The organism is Microbacterium esteraromaticum (assembly GCF_014084045.1).
Lineage (GTDB): Bacteria > Actinomycetota > Actinomycetes > Actinomycetales > Microbacteriaceae > Microbacterium > Microbacterium esteraromaticum_D.
In genome coordinates this window covers 26,206-41,199 of record NZ_CP043732.1, presented here as the reverse complement: position 1 = coordinate 41,199, position 14,994 = coordinate 26,206, and the positions used below count along the sequence as shown (strand labels likewise).

Sequence of the window (14,994 nt, the reverse complement as noted above, 5' to 3'; positions counted from 1 at the left end):
CCGCTCAGCGGTCGGGGAGCACTTCGGTCATCCCGGTGATGCTCAGCGGGTGTGATGCACGTCGGCGAGGGCGTACACGGGCGTCGGGATGCCCGCGTGCCGCGCCTTGAGCTGCAGAGCGAGGTACAGCGAGTAGTGCCGCGACTGGTGCAGATTGCCGCCGTGGAACCAGAGGTTCGGCTGCCTGGTCGGCTTCCACATGTTGCGCTGCTCGCCCTCCCACGGGCCGGGGTCCTTGGTGGTGTCCGAGCCCAGCCCCCAGCACTTGCCGACCGCGTCGGCCACCTCGGGACTGATCAGATCGGCCACCCAGCCGTTCATCGAGCCATAGCCGGTCGCGTAGACGACGAGGTCCGCCGGCAGCACCGTGCCGTCCTTCAGCACCACCGCGTCCTCGGTGAGATGGTCGACATCGCCCTTGGCGAGCTTCACCTCGCCGTCGGCCACGAGCTCGGCCGCGCCGACGTCGATGTAGTAGCCGGAGCCGCGGCGCAGGTACTTGAGGAACAGGCCTGACCCGTCGTCGCCCCAGTCGAGATCGAAGCCGGCGGCGGTGAGCCGGTCGTAGAAGTCGCTGTCGCGCTCCTTCATGCGCTCGTACAGCGGGATCTGGAACTCGTGCATGATCCGGTACGGCAGCGAGGCGAAGATGAGGTCGGCCTTCTCAGTGGTCACCCCCGCGGCGAGGGCGCGCTCCGAGTACAGGTCGCCGAGGCCGATGTCCATCAAGGTGTCGCTCTTGACGATGTGCGTCGACGAGCGCTGCACCATCGTGACGTCGGCCCCGTGCTCCCACAGAGCGCCGCAGATGTCGAAGGCGGAGTTGTTGCTGCCGATCACCACCACCCGCCTGCCCGCGCAGGCGTCGGGTCCCGGATGCTGGGAGGAGTGCTGCTGCTCACCGCGGAAGACATCCTGTCCGGGGAACGTCGGCACGTTCGCCTTGCCCGACATGCCGGTGGCGAAGACGAGCTGCGTGGGGTGCAGCGTCATCTCCTGCCCTTCTCGGATCAGATCGACGCGCCACGTGCCCGACCCCTCGTCGAATGCGGCGCTGGTGACCGTGGTGCTCGACCAGTACGGCACCTCCATCACCTTGACGTACGACTCGAGCCAGTCGCCCACCTTGTCCTTCGGAGCGAAGACGGGCCAGTTCTCGGGGAACTTGATGTAGGGCAGGTGGTCGTACCAGACCGGGTCGTGCAGGCAGAGCGACTTGTACCGGCTGCGCCACTGATCGCCTGGGCGCGGGTGCCTGTCGACCACCAGGGAGGGCACGCCCAGCTGACGCAGGCGCGCGCCGAGCGCGATCCCGCCCTGGCCGCCGCCGATCACGAGCGTGTAGGGCTGGGTGTCGACGCCGAGCGACGCCTCCTCTGCGTGGCGCTTCTCGAGCCAGGTCACGCGCTCGCGGTCGGCACCGTGCTCCGCACCTTTGGGCCGTCGCTCGCGCAGAGGCTCCTCGTGTCCCTTCAGCTCGTACATCGTGGTGAGCAGCGTCCAGGCCTTCGGGCCGGCTTCGTCGACGACGCGGACGAGTCCGCGTCCGCGTCCGACGGCCGTCTCGAACTCGAACCAGGCGGTGGTGACACCATCAGCAGTGTCGGCCGGCTCGGTCAGCCGGAAGGCGTGCGGGCCGGTGCCGTCGAGGGTCGCGCTGAGCAGGTCGGCGACTCCCGACGGGTTCTCGACGGTCGTGATGTTCCATGAGAAGGCGATGAGATCGCGCCAGAAGCTCGTGGCGGCGAACAGGCCGGACGCCCGCGCGACGTCGCGCGCCGTGAGCGCGTCCTCGAACGCGGCCAACCAGGCTGTGGCTGGGTCGGGGGCCGGAGCAGGGGCGACGGAGGGATCGGTGGTGGCGGCGGGCGTCGTCGCCGGCCGCTCTTCGGTCTGGATCATGCCCCCAGCACACGCCTCCGCGCGCAGTCGGGGAAGCGTTGCACGATGTTGCAACGGAGGGTCGCCTAGCCTCTGCGCATGGCAACGACGCCGGATCTCGCCGACCTCGCCCGCAGCCTCGTGCGCGTGCACGACGCCGTGCTGTCGGGGGCGCGGCCTCCGGAGCATCCGCGGCCGGTCGTGGCGCGCTCGTGGGCCCGGACGATGAACCTCGGCGTCGACCCCGAGGGGCGCTCACGTCGCGACCCGCTGGCCTGGTCTCAGGTCGAGGAGCGCCGTCGCCGCTCGCCGCTGTCGACCGTGCTCGACGAACTGAGGATGCCGCTTCTCGCGGCTGCGGATGCGGCCTCGTATCTGGTCGTCGTCACGGATGCGGACGGCGTCGTGCTGTGGCGCAGCGGAGCGCCGGGGGTGAAGATGCAGGCCGACCGGCTCGGGTTCGTCGAGGGGGCGGTGTGGACGGAGGATGCCGTCGGCACGAACGCCATCGGGACGGCTCTCGCCGAGGCATCGCCCGTGCAGCTGTTCTCGGCCGAGCACTTCGAGAACGCGCAGGTGCCGTGGTACTGCACCGCGTCGCCCGTACACGATCCGATGGACGGCACTCTGCTCGGCATAGTCGACGTGAGCGGCCCGGCGCTCACGCTGCACCCGGCCATCCGTGCGCTGGTCGGGGCCTCGGTGCAGCTCGCGCAGGCGAGACTGCAGCGCAGGCACGGCGACCGGCTGGAGCGGCTGCGCCGCACTGTGCATCCGCTTCTCGCCGGCGTCGGCGGACCGCTGCTGGTCGTCGACGACGCCGGCTGGGTCGCCACGCAGCAGGGACTGGCACCGCGCGATCGCATCGAGGCGCCGCAGGCCGATCGGGCGGTGGCCGTGCCCGGTCTCGGGATCTGCATGCCGGAGCGCCTGGCGGACGGGTGGCTCATCCGGCCGAGCGAGCAGCGCGCCGCTCTCGAGGCTGTGATCGACGTGAGCGGCGCGCAGGCTCTGCTCGAGGTGCGCGGCCCGGCGTCGGCGTGGCGCAGCGCTCTCTCGCCGCGACACGCCGAGCTGCTGGTGGCCCTCGCCGAGCGCGGTCGCGCCGGCATGAATGCGGCGGAGCTCAGCATCCGCCTGTTCGGCGACGCCGCGCATCAGGTGACCGTGCGGGCGGAGTTCTCGCGCCTGCGGCGCGCGATCGGCGCGCTGGTCGCGGGAAATCCGTACCGGATCGCCGAGGGAGTCGCGCTCTCCGTCCGGCGCTCGCGCGGGTAGCGTCGGGGGTGCGCTGCGGGCTCAGACCGCGCGAAGCACCGCGACGACCTTGCCGAGCACGACGGCCTCGTCGCCGAGGATGGGCTCGAAGGCGGAGTTGCGCGGCAGCAGCCAGGTGTGTCCGTCGCGACGACGGAACGTCTTGACCGTGGCCTCGCCGTCGATCATCGCGGCGACGATCTCGCCGTTCTCGGCGTCGTTCTGCGTGCGCACGACCACCCAGTCGCCGTCGCAGATGGCCGCATCGATCATCGACTCCCCGTTCACCTTGAGCATGAACAGGTCGCCCTTGCCCACCAGCTGCCGGGGCAGGGGGAAGATCTCCTCCACCTGCTGATCGGCGGTGATCGGGATGCCGGCGGCGATCTGGCCGACGAGGGGCACCAGTGCCGCATCCCCCACGGCGGGGGAGCTGTCGGCGGGGTTCTCGGCGCTCGTGCCGGGCAGGTCGATGAGCACCTCCATGGCGCGGGTCTTGCCCGGGTCGCGGCGCAGGTAGCCGCTGAGCTCGAGCTGGCCGAGCTGGTGGGTGACGCTGGAGAGCGACTTCAGCCCCACCGCGTCGCCGATCTCGCGCATGCTCGGCGGGTAGCCGTGGCGGGCGATAGAGGTCTGGATGACCTCGAGGATCGCCATCTGCTTGGGGCTGAGGCTCTTGCGTCGTCGCGTGCGAGGAGCCTCGGCTGCGGTCTCGGGGGTGTCGCTCATCGGTGCTCCTTCATGCCCTCATGCGTTGCGGATCCGCGTCATCGCGAGGATCCGATTCGAATGTCGGTGGCCCGTGGTGGGCTGACTTCATCGAAACCGTATCCGAGTTCTCTCGGAAATCGGAAGATCTGTTCGAGCGTGTCGGCGAAGACGAGAGCGTGTATTCGAAGAATCCTTGACAGATGTTCGATATCGAAGATAGATTCGGAACGTAGCTTCGCATCCGGCGTCCCCGGCCGGATGCCGGATGCGAAAGCTGCACCACTTCCGCCCGAAGGGCGGGGAGAGTGAAGAGGAGCATCACATGAGCACCATCAGCATCCAGGCCCCGCTGACCATCCCGGTCGCGGCCGCTGCCGGCGGGCGTTCTGTCACGACGCGACTGCGGATCACGGCGCGTGGTCGTCGTGTCCTCGCCGCTCTCGCCGCAGCCCCCGTCGTCGCGGGCATCGCCGTCTCGCTCCTCGCGGGCGGTACGGCGATCGCATCCGGCGAGAGCGCCGAGCCGGTCGCGTTCGAGACCGTGACGGTGCTGCCGGGCGACACCCTGTGGTCGATCGCCGCCGAGGCCGCTCCCGGAGTCGACCCGCGCGAGGTCATCGACGACATCAGGCGGCTCAACAACCTCAGCTCCGGCATGATCCAGGTCGGCGCGTCCATCGCGATCCCGACCGCGTACTCCGAGTGATGTCGGTTCGTCATCCGCGGCGGCGGCATCGGTGCGCGTCCTACGATGGAGCATGTGACATCCCTTGATGAGCTGCCCCTCCGCGACGATCTGCGCGGGCTCACACCCTACGGCGCGCCGCAGGCGCCGCTGCCGGTCGCTCTGAACGTCAACGAGAACACCCATCCCGTTCCCGATGAGGTCGCCAGCGACATCCTCGACGACATCGCCCTGGCCCTTCGCGACGTCAACCGCTATCCGGATCGCGAGTTCACGGCCCTTCGAGAAGGTTTCGCCGAGTATCTCGGCCACGATCTCCGCGCCGAGCAGATCTGGGCGGGAAACGGCTCGAACGAGGTGCTGCAGCACATCATGCAGGCATTCGCCGGTCCTGGTCGCAGTGCGTTCGGATTCGCGCCGACGTACTCGATGTACCCGCTCATCACGCAGGGCACCGGCGCGCGCTGGATAGCCGGGGCGCGCAACGACGACTACACGATCGATCCGGACGATGCCGCGCGCCAGGTGCTGGCCGCCGACCCGGACGTCGTGCTGCTCTGCTCGCCCAACAACCCGACCGGCACGCCGCTGGCGCTCGACGTGATCGACGCCGTCTACGAGGCGGCGCGCGGCGTCGTCATCGTCGACGAGGCGTACCAGGAGTTCGCCCCCCACGACGCCCCCTCCGCGCTGAGCCTGCTCGACGGCCGCCCTCGCCTCGCGGTCTCGCGCACCATGAGCAAGGCCTTCGCCTTCGCGGGTGCCCGTGTCGGCTATCTCGCCGCCGACCCCGCGTTCATCGACGCGCTGCGCCTCGTGCGCCTGCCGTACCACCTCAGTGCGCTCACGCAGGCCGCCGCGGTGGCCGCGCTGCGCAACTCGTCGACCATGCTGCGCATGGTCGATGAGATCGTCGAGCAGCGCGAGCGCATCTCGGCCACGCTCGAGGCGCTCGGATACACGCCGCACGAATCCTGGTCGAACTTCGTGCTCTTCGGGGGAGTGGATGACCCGAGGGACGTGTGGCAGAAGCTGTACGACCGGGGTGTGCTCGTCCGCGACGTCGGCATCGCCCATCACCTCCGGGTGACGGCCGGCACAGAGGCCGAGACCACCGCATTCCTGGAAGCCCTCGCGTCGATTGGATCGCCGTCATGACAGACCGCACCGCACGCCGAACCCGCAGCACCTCCGAGTCGACCGTCGAGGTCGAGGTGAATCTCGACGGCACGGGTCGCAGCGAGATCGACACGTCCGTGCCGTTCTTCGACCACATGCTGACGGCGTTCGCCAAGCACTCGCTCACCGACCTCACCGTTCGCGCCACGGGCGACACGCACATCGACGCGCACCACACCGTCGAGGACATCTCGATCGTGCTCGGGCGGGCCATCCGCGATGCGCTCGGCGACAAGGCCGGGATCTCGCGGTACGGCGACGCGCTCGTGCCGCTCGACGAGGCCCTCGCGCAGGCGGTCGTCGACATCTCGGGTCGTCCGTTCCTCGTGCACGAGGGCGAGCCCGATGGCTTCGAGTTCCACCTCATCGGGGGCACTTCACCGGATCGCTCGTGCGTCACGTGTTCGAGGCCATCACATTCAACGCCGGGCTGACCGTGCACGTGCGGGTGGTCGGCGGGCGCGACCCGCACCACATCGCCGAGGCCGAGTTCAAGGCGTTCGCGCGCGCGTTCCGGCAGGCCAAGGCCATCGATCCGCTCGTCGACGGCATCCCGTCGACCAAGGGGGCGCTGTGACCGCGCGGCGCGTCGTCGTCTTCGACTACGAATCCGGCAATGTCCACTCGGCCGTCAAGGCGCTGGCGGCGGCCGGCGCAGAGGTCGAGCTCACCCGCGATCGCGGGCGCGCGCTCGAGGCAGACGGGCTGCTGGTGCCCGGCGTCGGCGCTTTCGCGGCCGTGCGAGACGCTCTCGTCGCGCATGGCGGCGACGAGATCGTCGACCGCCGTCTCGCCGGCGGGCGACCCGTGCTGGGCATCTGCGTGGGCATGCAGGTGATGTTCGAACGCGGCGTCGAACGAGGACAGTCCGCCGATGGACTGGGGGAGTGGCCAGGCACGGTGACCGAGCTCGACGCCCCCGTGCTGCCCCACATGGGCTGGAACACCGTCGAGGCAGGTGAGGGCAGCGTGCTGTTCCGCGGCATCGAGCAGGAGCGCTTCTACTTCGTGCACTCGTTCGCGGCCAAGACCTGGGATCTCGACGTGATCCCGCCGTTCCCGCAGCCGGCCGTGACCTGGGCCACCCACGGCGAGCGGTTCCTCGCCGCGGTGGAGAACGGCCCGTTGTCGGCCACCCAGTTCCACCCGGAGAAGTCGGGTGATGCGGGCATCCGACTGCTGCGCAACTGGGTCGAATCGCTCTGAGCCGCGCGCCGCGTCATCGACCTGCCCGACACAGGGTTTGATGACGGCGCTCAGCGGGACTACTCTCGACTCTCGTGCCCGATCGGGCCCCATCATCCCCCTCCGAAGGACGACATGAACGACTTCGCACAGTCCCCCTCGCTGATCCTCCTGCCCGCGGTCGATGTGGCCGGCGGCAAGGCGGTGCGCCTGACGCAGGGCGAGGCCGGCACCGAGACGAGCTACGGCGACCCTGTCGACGCGGCAGGCGAGTTCGTCGATGCCGGCGCCGAGTGGATCCACCTGGTCGATCTCGACGCAGCCTTCGGGCGCGGCACCAACACCTCGATCCTGCGCAAGGTCATCAAGCAGTACCGCGGGGTGAACATCGAGCTCTCCGGCGGCATCCGCGACGACGCCAGCCTGGACGCCGCCCTGGAGGCGGGGGCGACGCGCATCAACCTCGGCACCGCCGCGCTCGAGAACCCCGAGTGGTCGGCCGATGTGATCAGCCGATACGGCGAGGCGATCGCCGTCGGACTCGACGTGCGGGGCACCACCCTCGCCGCCCGCGGCTGGACCAAGGAGGGCGGCGACATCTGGGACGTGCTGGAGCGCCTCGAGGAGGCCGGCTGCAGCCGCTACGTCGTCACCGACGTCACCAAGGACGGCACCCTGCGCGGGCCCAACCTCGACCTGCTGCGCGAGATCACCTCGCGCACTCCGAAGCCCGTGATCGCCTCCGGCGGTGTCGCGTCGCTCGACGACATCGCGGCGCTGCGCGAGCTCGTGCCGCTGGGGGTCGAGGGCGCCATCGTCGGCAAGGCCCTCTACGCCGGGCAGTTCACGCTGGCAGAGGCGCTGGATGTCGCAGGCGACTGACGACTCCTGCGAGCACGGGCACGGCAATTCCGGCGACTCCGCCGGTGTGCCCTGGGAGGGTCGCAGCTTCGAGTCGAACCCGCACGCCGCCGACGACGGCTCGGCCGATCCGGCGCTGCTGGCTGCCTTGCTGCGCTTCCGTGCGGGTGAGGGCTCGCAGCAGGAGGTCGTCGACGCGTTCCGTCCCGCCCGCGTGCTGGTGCCGCTCGTCGCCGAGAAGGGCGATGAAGGCGTCGGGCCCACCGGCCTGAAGGTCGACAAGACCCAGGAGCTGTCGATCGTCACAGTCGCTGCGCCCGACGGGCGTCGTGTGCAGCCCGTGTTCTCATCCGTCGACACCATGCGGCGGTGGGACGCGACGGCACGGCCGATACCCGTCGAGGCGATCCGCGTCGCCCTGTCGGCATCGAGCGAGCAGACCGATCTGATCGCGCTCGATCCGGCATCCGAGACCGAGTTCGTCATCCGCCGCCCCGCCGTCTGGGCGATCGCACAGTCTCAGCACTGGGAGCCGAGCTGCCTCTCGCCCGAGGTCTTCACCGCTCTGCGCGAGAGCATCGCGCACGAGCTAGCCGTGATCGACGTGTCGGTCGCCCCGGGCGATCCGGATGCCAGGATGCACGGCCCCGAGCTGATCGTGACGCTCGAGCTCGTCGACGGCCTCGAGCGCGAGACGCTGGATGCCGTGCTGGCGCGGCTGGCGCAGCGCTGGGCGGCCGACGACCGCATGGCCGTGCTGGTCGACTCGCTGACCGTGAAGCTGACGCGCTCGGTCGGCTGACCCGCGTACATGCGCTGCGCGCATCCCGACGGCAGACGCACGAGACCGGCTATGGTCGGGGCATGCGCAGACTGCCAGCCGTCCTCGGCATCGTGCTCGCGGGATCGATCGCCACGGCGTGTGCCCCGTCGTTCGTCGATGCGTGTCCTGCGATCGGATACATCGCGGCGCTGCAGGTCGACGCGTCGGCGATCCCGGAAGCTGCATGGGTTCAGCTGTGCGACGGCGCGATCTGCTCTCCGGGCTTCGGCGAGGAGGAGAGCGTCGACACGCAGATCGGGGTCAGCTCCCAGGACGGCGTCTGGGGATTCGCCTTCCTGGCACGCGAACCTGTGGAGCACGCGAGCATCCGCGTCTTCGGCGCCGACGGAGCCCTCATCCAGGAGACCGAGCACAACGTCGAGTGGACCCACTCCACCGCCAGGTGCGGCGGCCCGTCGACCGCCGACACCGTGATGCTGCAGCGCCTGGTCAGTTGACCGGGCCGGTCCACTTCTCGCCGGGGCCCTTGCCGATCGGGTCGGGGATCGCCGATGCCTCGCGGAAGGCCAGCTGAAGCGAGCGAAGCCCGTCGCGCAGCGAGCGGGCGTGCATGTCGCTGATCTCGGGTGCGCCGGCGGTGATCAGGCCGGCCAGGGCGTTGATGAGCTTGCGGGCCTCGTCGAGGTCGGTCTGCTCCTCCGGGTGGTCGGCGAGGCCGACCTTCACGGCCGCGGCGCTCATCAGGTGCACCGCGGTCGTGGTGATCACCTCGACCGCTGGGACGTCCGCGATGTCACGGGTCGCGGCTGTCGCGGCCTGCTCCTGCTGCTCCCAGCTCTGGTGGCGGTCATCGTGGTGCTCAGCAGGAATCGTCACTTCGGGATGCTTTCTGGTAGACTTCTGCGGGCTTCGGAGTGTCATGCTCCGATACGAAAGAGGATTCTGATCCCACCCGCGCTTGCCGTTCAAGGCTACCGGGTTCAGCACCCCGCCGGTCTCCGGTGGAAAGGGTGTCACAAGCCGGTGTGTCTGACTGCGCCGGCGGGTGGGGAGAACTCCGATTTCGCCCGAGATGCGACCCGCATCCCGGTGGCCCGGAAATCACGTCTTAGGAGCTCCGCATCAGCGATCCCCGTACCAATGAGCGCATCCGCGTCCCCGAGGTCCGCCTCGTCGGTCCCGCGGGTGAGCAGATCGGTGTTGTCCGCATCGAGGCAGCACTGCGTCTTGCCCAGGAGGCGGACCTCGATCTCGTCGAGGTGGCCCCCAATTCCAAGCCGCCCGTGGTCAAGATCATGGACTACGGCAAGTTCAAGTACGAGGCCGCGCAGAAGGCCAAGGAAGCACGCCGCAACCAGGCGAACACCATCCTCAAGGAGGTCCGCTTCCGCCTGAAGATCGAGGCGCACGACTACACGACCAAGCTCAAGCGCGCCGAGGGCTTCCTCAAGGCGGGCGACAAGGTCAAGGCGATGATCCTGTTCCGTGGTCGCGAGCAGTCGCGTCCCGAGCAGGGCGTGCGTCTGCTGCGCAAGTTCGCCGAGGACGTCGCGGAGTTCGGCACCGTCGAGTCGAACCCCACGATCGACGGACGCAACATGGTCATGGTCGTCGCTCCGCTGAAGAACAAGTCAGAGGCGAAGGCCGAGCAGAACGCCGTCCGCACGGCGAACAAGCAGGCCGCGCGTGAGGCGAAGAACGGCTCCGCCCCCGCCCCGACCGACGAGACCGCGGCGTAAGCCGCCCCCCAGCTCCCGCTCGCGAGCGGGTACCCACCGTCGCCCGCCAGGGCGCCACACGAAGGAAGAGAAGATGCCGAAGCAGAAGACCCACTCGGGTGCGAAGAAGCGCTTCAAGATCACCGGCAGCGGAAAGCTGAAGAAGCAGCAGGCCGGCATGCGCCACAACCTCGAGCTCAAGTCGAGCCGCCGTACCCGTCGTCTGAACCAGGACCAGGTCCTCTCGAAGGCCGACGCCAAGGTCGCGAAGAAGCTTCTCGGTCGCTGAGCGCCCGGAACGTACGAATAGGAATACACGAAAATGGCAAGAGTCAAGCGCGCAGTCAACGCGCAGAAGAAGCGTCGCGTCATCCTCGAGCGCGCGTCCGGTTACCGCGGCCAGCGTTCGCGCCTGTACCGCAAGGCGAAGGAGCAGGTCACCCACTCGCTCGTCTACGCGTACCGTGACCGTCGCAAGCGCAAGGGCGACTTCCGTCGTCTGTGGATCCAGCGCATCAACGCCGCTGCCCGCCAGAACGGGATCACGTACAACCGCTTCATCCAGGGCCTCGGCCTCGCGGGTGTGCAGGTCGACCGTCGCATGCTCGCCGACCTGGCCGTGACCGACGCGGGTGCGTTCACCGCCCTCGTCGAGGTCGCGAAGAACGCTCTGCCCTCGGACGTCAACGCGCCGAAGGCCGCTGCCTGATCCTCGTGGTCGATGCGGGCGCCTCCCCTCGGGGAGGCGCCCGCTTCCGCATTTCCCGCCCCGATAGACTGGGGCCGTGCTCGAGAACCCCCGATCGCCCCGCGTCCGTGCCGTCGCCAAGCTGACCAAGCGCAGCGCGAGGGTCGAGACCGGACTCTTCCTGCTCGAGGGCCCGCAGTCGGTGCGCGAGGCCCTGCACTACCTGCCCGAGGCCATCGTCGAGCTGTTCGCCACTCCCACCGCCTGGGAGAAGCACGCCGACGTCCGCGCGCTGGCCGCCGACCACGACCTCGAGGTCGAATACGTCACCGAAGCAGTGCTCGCCGCGATGGCCGACACGGTCACGCCGCAGGGACTCGTCGCCGTGACCAGGCAGACCCCCACCTCGGTGCGCGACATCTTCGCCGCCTCACCGAAGCTCATCGCGATCTGCGAGGAGGTGCGCGACCCCGGCAACCTCGGCACCATCATCCGTGCGGCGGACGCGGCGGGAGCGGACGCCGTGGTGCTCACCGGCCGCACCGTCGATCCGTACAACCCGAAGGTGGTGCGCTCGACGACCGGCTCGCTCTTCCACCTGCCGGTCTCGGTCGGGGGAGACCTGGACGACGTGATCCGCCGCGCGCACTCCGCCGGGATGAACGTGGTCGCCGCCGATGTCAAGGGAGACGACCTGCTCGCGGCCCGTGCCGAGGGAGCTCTCGCCCAGCCGACCGCCTGGCTGTTCGGCAACGAGGCGCGCGGGCTCGAGGACGACGCGCTCTCGCAGGCCGACCGTGCCCTTCGCCTGCCGATCTTCGGGCGCGCGGAGTCGCTCAACCTCGCCACCGCAGCGAGCGTGTGCCTGTACGAGTCGGCCTTCGCCCAGCGCGCGGCCGACTGATCGGAGACGGATGCGCATCCTGATCGTCGAGGACGACGACCGCGTCGCCGAGGCGCTCGAGGCGTTCCTCAGCCGATCGGGCTATGTCACGGTCCGAGCCGAGGACGGTGCGCAGGCGCTCGGGCTTCTCGGCTCGGATACCGAGGTGGTGCTGCTCGACCTCGGGCTCCCCGACGTCGACGGCGTGGATCTGTGCCGTCGCATCCGGGCGCAGAGCGGCGTGCCGGTGATCATCGCCACGGCGCGCACCGACGTGCATGAGCGCATCCGCGGCCTGCGCGCCGGCGCGGACGACTACATCGTGAAGCCGTACGACGTGCGTGAGCTCCTGGCCAGGATCGAGGCCGTCACCCGACGCCTTCATCCGCTGGACTCCCACGCGGCCCCTGCCGACCGGTCGCTCATCGCGATCCACGATGTGCGCATCGACCTCGTCGCGCGCCGGGTGCTGGTCAGCGAGCAGCCGATCGAGCTGACGCGCAAGGAGTTCGACATCATCGCGGTGCTCGCCAGGTACCCAGGTGTCCCCGTGCCGCGAGAGCGCATCATCCGGGAGGTGTGGAACACCGACTGGCAGAGCTTCGCCCGCTCACTCGAGGTGCACGTCGCCTCCATCCGCCGCAAGATCGGCCGCTCGTCGCTCATCGAGACGGTTCGCGGAGTCGGCTACCGGCTGGAGGGATGACGGGTGCGCCGGCGTCTGCTCATCGTCTTCCTCCTGCCTCTCGTGCTCGTCGTGACGGTGCTCGGCGGCGCGTTCGCATGGAGCGCCGCACGCGGTGTGCAGCAGGAGTTCTACGCCGAGCAGCTGGGAGATCTGAGCTACTTCGTGACCAGCGCTCGTCAGGCCCTGCTCTCGGGCAGCAGCGAGGTCTTCGACGGTGAGGCCGAGCGCTACCGCACGCTGTACGGCACGAGCATCGTCATCGTCGACCGGGCCGGGCGTCCCTGGGCGCCACGCGACGAGAGGCCGGTTCTCGAGGCCGACGAGGTGGCGGCGAGGATCGCGCTCGCACTGTCGGGCAGGCGGGGCGAGCTGCCGCAGGACGTCATGCCATGGCAGTTCGGCGACCTGTCGCTCGTCGAGCCCGTGTACGACGGCGGAGATGTGATCGGCGCGGTGGTGATGTCGGCGAGCGTCGATGTGCCTCGTGCCGAGATCGCCCGGCTGTGGCTGCTCACCGCAGCGGTCGTCGTCGCGGTGATCGCCGCCGGCCTCTTCATCGTGTCGCGCCTGGCCGGGTGGGTGCTGCGGCCGCTGCGCCGTCTGGATCGAGCGATGGAGGCGATCGAGCGCGGAGACATGGACGCGCGCATCGCCGATGAGACCGGTCCGGAGGAGCTTCACCGGATGATCCTCATGTTCAACCGAATGGCGGACGAGATCGAGCGCGTGGTCGCACGCCAGCAGGAGTTCGCCCTGAACGCCTCGCACGAGCTGCGCAATCCGCTGAACGCCCTGCTTCTGCGCGTCGAGGTGCTCGCGGCCGATCTGGGCGACACCGGCGCGGCTGACGTGGAGAAGATCCGCGAGGAGGGGCAGCGGATGACGAGGATCCTCGACACCCTGCTCGGCTTCGCGCGTCGAGGGGTGCAGCAGTCGGCCTTCGTCGACGTCGACCTGTCGGCCCTCGTACGGCGACGGGCGGACGCGTGGCAGGACGTGGCCTCGCGGCGAGGAGTCGTCTTCCGCGTGACCGGAGGCACGGGGGTGCACAGTCGCACCGATGAGGCCATCGTCGAGAGCGCGCTCGACGCCGTGATCGACAATGCCGTGAAGTTCTCGCCGCGCGGCGGGCGGATCGACGTGTCGGTCGGCATCACGGATGAGGGGTGCCGGATCGCCGTGCGCGACCACGGCCCCGGCCTCGAACCCGATGAGCTGGAGCAGGCCACCGATCGCTTCTGGCGCAGCGCTCGCGATCAGAACAGCCCGGGCTCGGGGCTCGGCCTGGCCATCGCCACCGACCTGCTGCGTTCGGTGGGAGGTCGCGTGGGCGTCGACAGGGCGCAGGGCGGTGGGCTGCAGGTGTCCTTCGCCCTGCCGGGGGCGGGGGAGCGACCATGACGCTCCTCCGGCGCGCACTGGCGGCGTGCGTGCTCGCGAGCCTCGTCCTCATGACAGGATGCACGCCGTCGCAGCCGTCATGGGCGCAGCGACCCATCCGGCTGGCAGGCGGCAGCGTGACCGGTGTCTACTACGACTACGGGCAGCGCCTGGTCGAGGCGCTCTCGACCGACCTCGATGCCGATGCCCGCTTCCTTGAGACGAACGGCTCGGTCGACAATCTCCGTCGCATCGGCGCGGGCGAGGCCGAGCTCGGCTTCGCGCAGAGCGACGTCGTCGCCGACGCCGTGTCGGGAACAGGGGAGTTCGGCGACCCGCTGCCGATCCGCGCCGTCGCGCGACTCTACGACGAGTACGTGCACGTGGTCGTTCGCGCAGACTCCGCCGTCCAGGACATCTCAGACCTCGCGGGGCGCCCCGTCTCGCTCGGCGCGCGCGGCTCGGGGGTGAGCGTCGTCGCCAATCGCGTGCTCGCGGCATCCGGCATCGCCACGTCGGAGGTCGATGACCGCCAGCTGGGGCTGGACGCCTCCATCGCCGCGCTCGAGGACTCTCGGATCGACGCGTTCTTCTGGGTGGGCGGCCTGCCCACGCCGGGTATCGAGCGCCTCGCGGCGGAGAGGCAGATCCGTCTGCTCTCGATCGACGCTGACGCCGTCGAGCGTGCAGGCCTCGCCCATCCTGGTGTGTACCGGCCGGCCGAGTTCCCGGTGGGGGCGTACGGAAGCGATGAGCCGACGAGCGCGATGACAGTGCCGAACTACCTCGTCGGCTCAGCGCAGATGCCCGATCCGCTCGTCAGCGATGTGCTCGGCGTGCTCTTCGCCTCGCGCGTGGAGATCGCCGAGGACGTCCCGGCCGCCGCCCTCCTCGACCGCCGGCTCGCGATCTTCACCGACCCGATCCCGCTGCATCCGGGCGCGATCGAGTATTACCGCGACGCGCACCGCTGAACGACGCACGCTCAAGAAACACTCAAGAGGCTGGCCCCGTCGCCCCCGGCTGAATATCCTGAGACCGTCAGTGGATTCGATGGGGATCCCGTCGTGTTGCGCCCGAACGGCGCGTCGCAC

At 69.6% G+C, this 14,994-nt stretch carries 17 protein-coding genes and 1 pseudogene; 15 read left to right on the top strand and 3 right to left on the bottom strand.

Going from position 1 to position 14,994, the window contains the following annotated elements; all coding sequences use genetic code 11:
- Nucleotides 1–42: 42 nt before the first annotated feature.
- Nucleotides 43–1,902, bottom strand: coding sequence for a flavin-containing monooxygenase (locus FVO59_RS00205; RefSeq protein WP_182253591.1), 1,860 nt, complete (start codon nt 1,900–1,902; stop codon nt 43–45).
- 78 nt (nt 1,903–1,980) lie between these two features.
- Between FVO59_RS00205 and FVO59_RS00200 the strand changes: the two genes are divergently transcribed.
- Entirely contained in the window at nt 1,981–3,159 is a 1,179-nt protein-coding gene (locus FVO59_RS00200) for a sigma-54-dependent transcriptional regulator family protein (protein ID WP_182253590.1), read from the top strand.
- A gap of 21 nt (nt 3,160–3,180) precedes the next feature.
- Here FVO59_RS00200 and lexA read toward each other — a convergent pair whose 3' ends face one another.
- The gene (lexA, locus tag FVO59_RS00195; RefSeq protein ID WP_182253589.1) at nt 3,181–3,867 is read right to left on the bottom strand and encodes a transcriptional repressor LexA; all 687 of its coding nucleotides are present in this window, start codon (nt 3,865–3,867) and stop codon (nt 3,181–3,183) included.
- Between the two features lie 304 nt (nt 3,868–4,171).
- Between lexA and FVO59_RS00190 the strand changes: the two genes are divergently transcribed.
- From FVO59_RS00190 to FVO59_RS00160, 7 genes and pseudogenes are all read left to right on the top strand, one after another.
- Nucleotides 4,172–4,555 (top strand): LysM peptidoglycan-binding domain-containing protein, encoded by a 384-nt coding sequence (locus tag FVO59_RS00190; protein ID WP_182253588.1) that lies wholly within the window; start codon nt 4,172–4,174, stop codon nt 4,553–4,555.
- A 45-nt stretch (nt 4,556–4,600) separates the two neighbouring features.
- Complete coding sequence (locus FVO59_RS00185; RefSeq protein ID WP_182253587.1) at nt 4,601–5,692, top strand: histidinol-phosphate transaminase; 1,092 nt, start codon at nt 4,601–4,603, stop codon at nt 5,690–5,692.
- A pseudogene (hisB, locus tag FVO59_RS00180) lies at nt 5,689–6,290 on the top strand (imidazoleglycerol-phosphate dehydratase HisB). The gene FVO59_RS00185 and the pseudogene hisB overlap by 4 nt, the downstream one beginning before the upstream one ends.
- Nucleotides 6,287–6,919, top strand: coding sequence for an imidazole glycerol phosphate synthase subunit HisH (hisH, locus tag FVO59_RS00175; protein ID WP_182253586.1), 633 nt, complete (start codon nt 6,287–6,289; stop codon nt 6,917–6,919). Before hisB ends, hisH begins: the two are co-directional and overlap by 4 nt.
- Before the next feature lie 114 nt (nt 6,920–7,033).
- Nucleotides 7,034–7,780 carry a bifunctional 1-(5-phosphoribosyl)-5-((5-phosphoribosylamino)methylideneamino)imidazole-4-carboxamide isomerase/phosphoribosylanthranilate isomerase PriA gene (gene priA, locus FVO59_RS00170; protein ID WP_182253585.1) on the top strand — a complete coding sequence of 249 codons (747 nt, stop codon included), beginning with the start codon at nt 7,034–7,036 and terminating at the stop codon, nt 7,778–7,780.
- Entirely contained in the window at nt 7,764–8,561 is a 798-nt protein-coding gene (locus FVO59_RS00165; RefSeq protein ID WP_182253584.1) for an SseB family protein, read from the top strand. The genes priA and FVO59_RS00165 overlap by 17 nt, the downstream gene beginning before the upstream one ends.
- A gap of 62 nt (nt 8,562–8,623) precedes the next feature.
- A complete protein-coding gene (locus FVO59_RS00160) occupies nt 8,624–9,040 on the top strand; it encodes a hypothetical protein (protein WP_182253583.1) in 417 nt (138 codons plus the stop codon).
- Here FVO59_RS00160 and FVO59_RS00155 read toward each other — a convergent pair.
- On the bottom strand, nt 9,033–9,419 hold the full coding sequence (locus FVO59_RS00155; protein WP_430736316.1) for a DUF1844 domain-containing protein: 387 nt from the start codon (nt 9,417–9,419) through the stop codon (nt 9,033–9,035). The genes FVO59_RS00160 and FVO59_RS00155 overlap by 8 nt on opposite strands.
- Before the next feature lie 245 nt (nt 9,420–9,664).
- Between FVO59_RS00155 and infC the strand changes: the two genes are divergently transcribed.
- From infC to FVO59_RS00120, 7 genes are all read left to right on the top strand, one after another.
- Nucleotides 9,665–10,282, top strand: a complete 618-nt coding sequence (infC, locus tag FVO59_RS00150; protein ID WP_182256372.1) for a translation initiation factor IF-3 — start codon at nt 9,665–9,667, stop codon at nt 10,280–10,282.
- A 73-nt stretch (nt 10,283–10,355) separates the two neighbouring features.
- Nucleotides 10,356–10,550, top strand: a complete 195-nt coding sequence (rpmI, locus tag FVO59_RS00145; RefSeq protein ID WP_182253581.1) for a 50S ribosomal protein L35 — start codon at nt 10,356–10,358, stop codon at nt 10,548–10,550.
- A gap of 33 nt (nt 10,551–10,583) precedes the next feature.
- Entirely contained in the window at nt 10,584–10,970 is a 387-nt protein-coding gene (rplT, locus tag FVO59_RS00140; RefSeq protein WP_099196063.1) for a 50S ribosomal protein L20, read from the top strand.
- Nucleotides 10,971–11,046: 76 nt separating this feature from the next.
- A complete protein-coding gene (locus FVO59_RS00135) occupies nt 11,047–11,853 on the top strand; it encodes a TrmH family RNA methyltransferase (RefSeq protein WP_182253580.1) in 807 nt (268 codons plus the stop codon).
- A gap of 10 nt (nt 11,854–11,863) precedes the next feature.
- Nucleotides 11,864–12,538, top strand: a complete 675-nt coding sequence (locus FVO59_RS00130; protein ID WP_182253579.1) for a response regulator transcription factor — start codon at nt 11,864–11,866, stop codon at nt 12,536–12,538.
- Between the two features lie 3 nt (nt 12,539–12,541).
- The gene (locus tag FVO59_RS00125; RefSeq protein WP_182253578.1) at nt 12,542–13,921 is read left to right on the top strand and encodes a sensor histidine kinase; all 1,380 of its coding nucleotides are present in this window, start codon (nt 12,542–12,544) and stop codon (nt 13,919–13,921) included.
- Nucleotides 13,918–14,874 carry a TAXI family TRAP transporter solute-binding subunit gene (locus FVO59_RS00120; protein ID WP_182253577.1) on the top strand — a complete coding sequence of 319 codons (957 nt, stop codon included), beginning with the start codon at nt 13,918–13,920 and terminating at the stop codon, nt 14,872–14,874. Before FVO59_RS00125 ends, FVO59_RS00120 begins: the two co-directional genes overlap by 4 nt.
- Nucleotides 14,875–14,994 lie beyond the last annotated feature (120 nt).

Excerpts from the sequence above, each read along its gene's own strand:
- FVO59_RS00185 (WP_182253587.1), top strand. The coding sequence starts at position 4,601 with ATGGAGCATGTGACATCCCTTGATGAGCTGCCCCTCCGCGACGATCTG.
- FVO59_RS00120 (WP_182253577.1), top strand. The coding sequence starts at position 13,918 with ATGACGCTCCTCCGGCGCGCACTGGCGGCGTGCGTGCTCGCGAGCCTC.
- FVO59_RS00205 (WP_182253591.1), bottom strand. The coding sequence starts at position 1,902 with ATGATCCAGACCGAAGAGCGGCCGGCGACGACGCCCGCCGCCACCACC.
- rpmI (WP_182253581.1), top strand. The coding sequence starts at position 10,356 with ATGCCGAAGCAGAAGACCCACTCGGGTGCGAAGAAGCGCTTCAAGATC.
- rplT (WP_099196063.1), top strand. The coding sequence starts at position 10,584 with ATGGCAAGAGTCAAGCGCGCAGTCAACGCGCAGAAGAAGCGTCGCGTC.
- FVO59_RS00165 (WP_182253584.1), top strand. The coding sequence starts at position 7,764 with ATGTCGCAGGCGACTGACGACTCCTGCGAGCACGGGCACGGCAATTCC.
- FVO59_RS00160 (WP_182253583.1), top strand. The coding sequence starts at position 8,624 with ATGCGCAGACTGCCAGCCGTCCTCGGCATCGTGCTCGCGGGATCGATC.
- FVO59_RS00200 (WP_182253590.1), top strand. The coding sequence starts at position 1,981 with ATGGCAACGACGCCGGATCTCGCCGACCTCGCCCGCAGCCTCGTGCGC.
- FVO59_RS00130 (WP_182253579.1), top strand. The coding sequence starts at position 11,864 with ATGCGCATCCTGATCGTCGAGGACGACGACCGCGTCGCCGAGGCGCTC.
- lexA (WP_182253589.1), bottom strand. The coding sequence starts at position 3,867 with ATGAGCGACACCCCCGAGACCGCAGCCGAGGCTCCTCGCACGCGACGA.
- priA (WP_182253585.1), top strand. The coding sequence starts at position 7,034 with ATGAACGACTTCGCACAGTCCCCCTCGCTGATCCTCCTGCCCGCGGTC.
- FVO59_RS00190 (WP_182253588.1), top strand. The coding sequence starts at position 4,172 with ATGAGCACCATCAGCATCCAGGCCCCGCTGACCATCCCGGTCGCGGCC.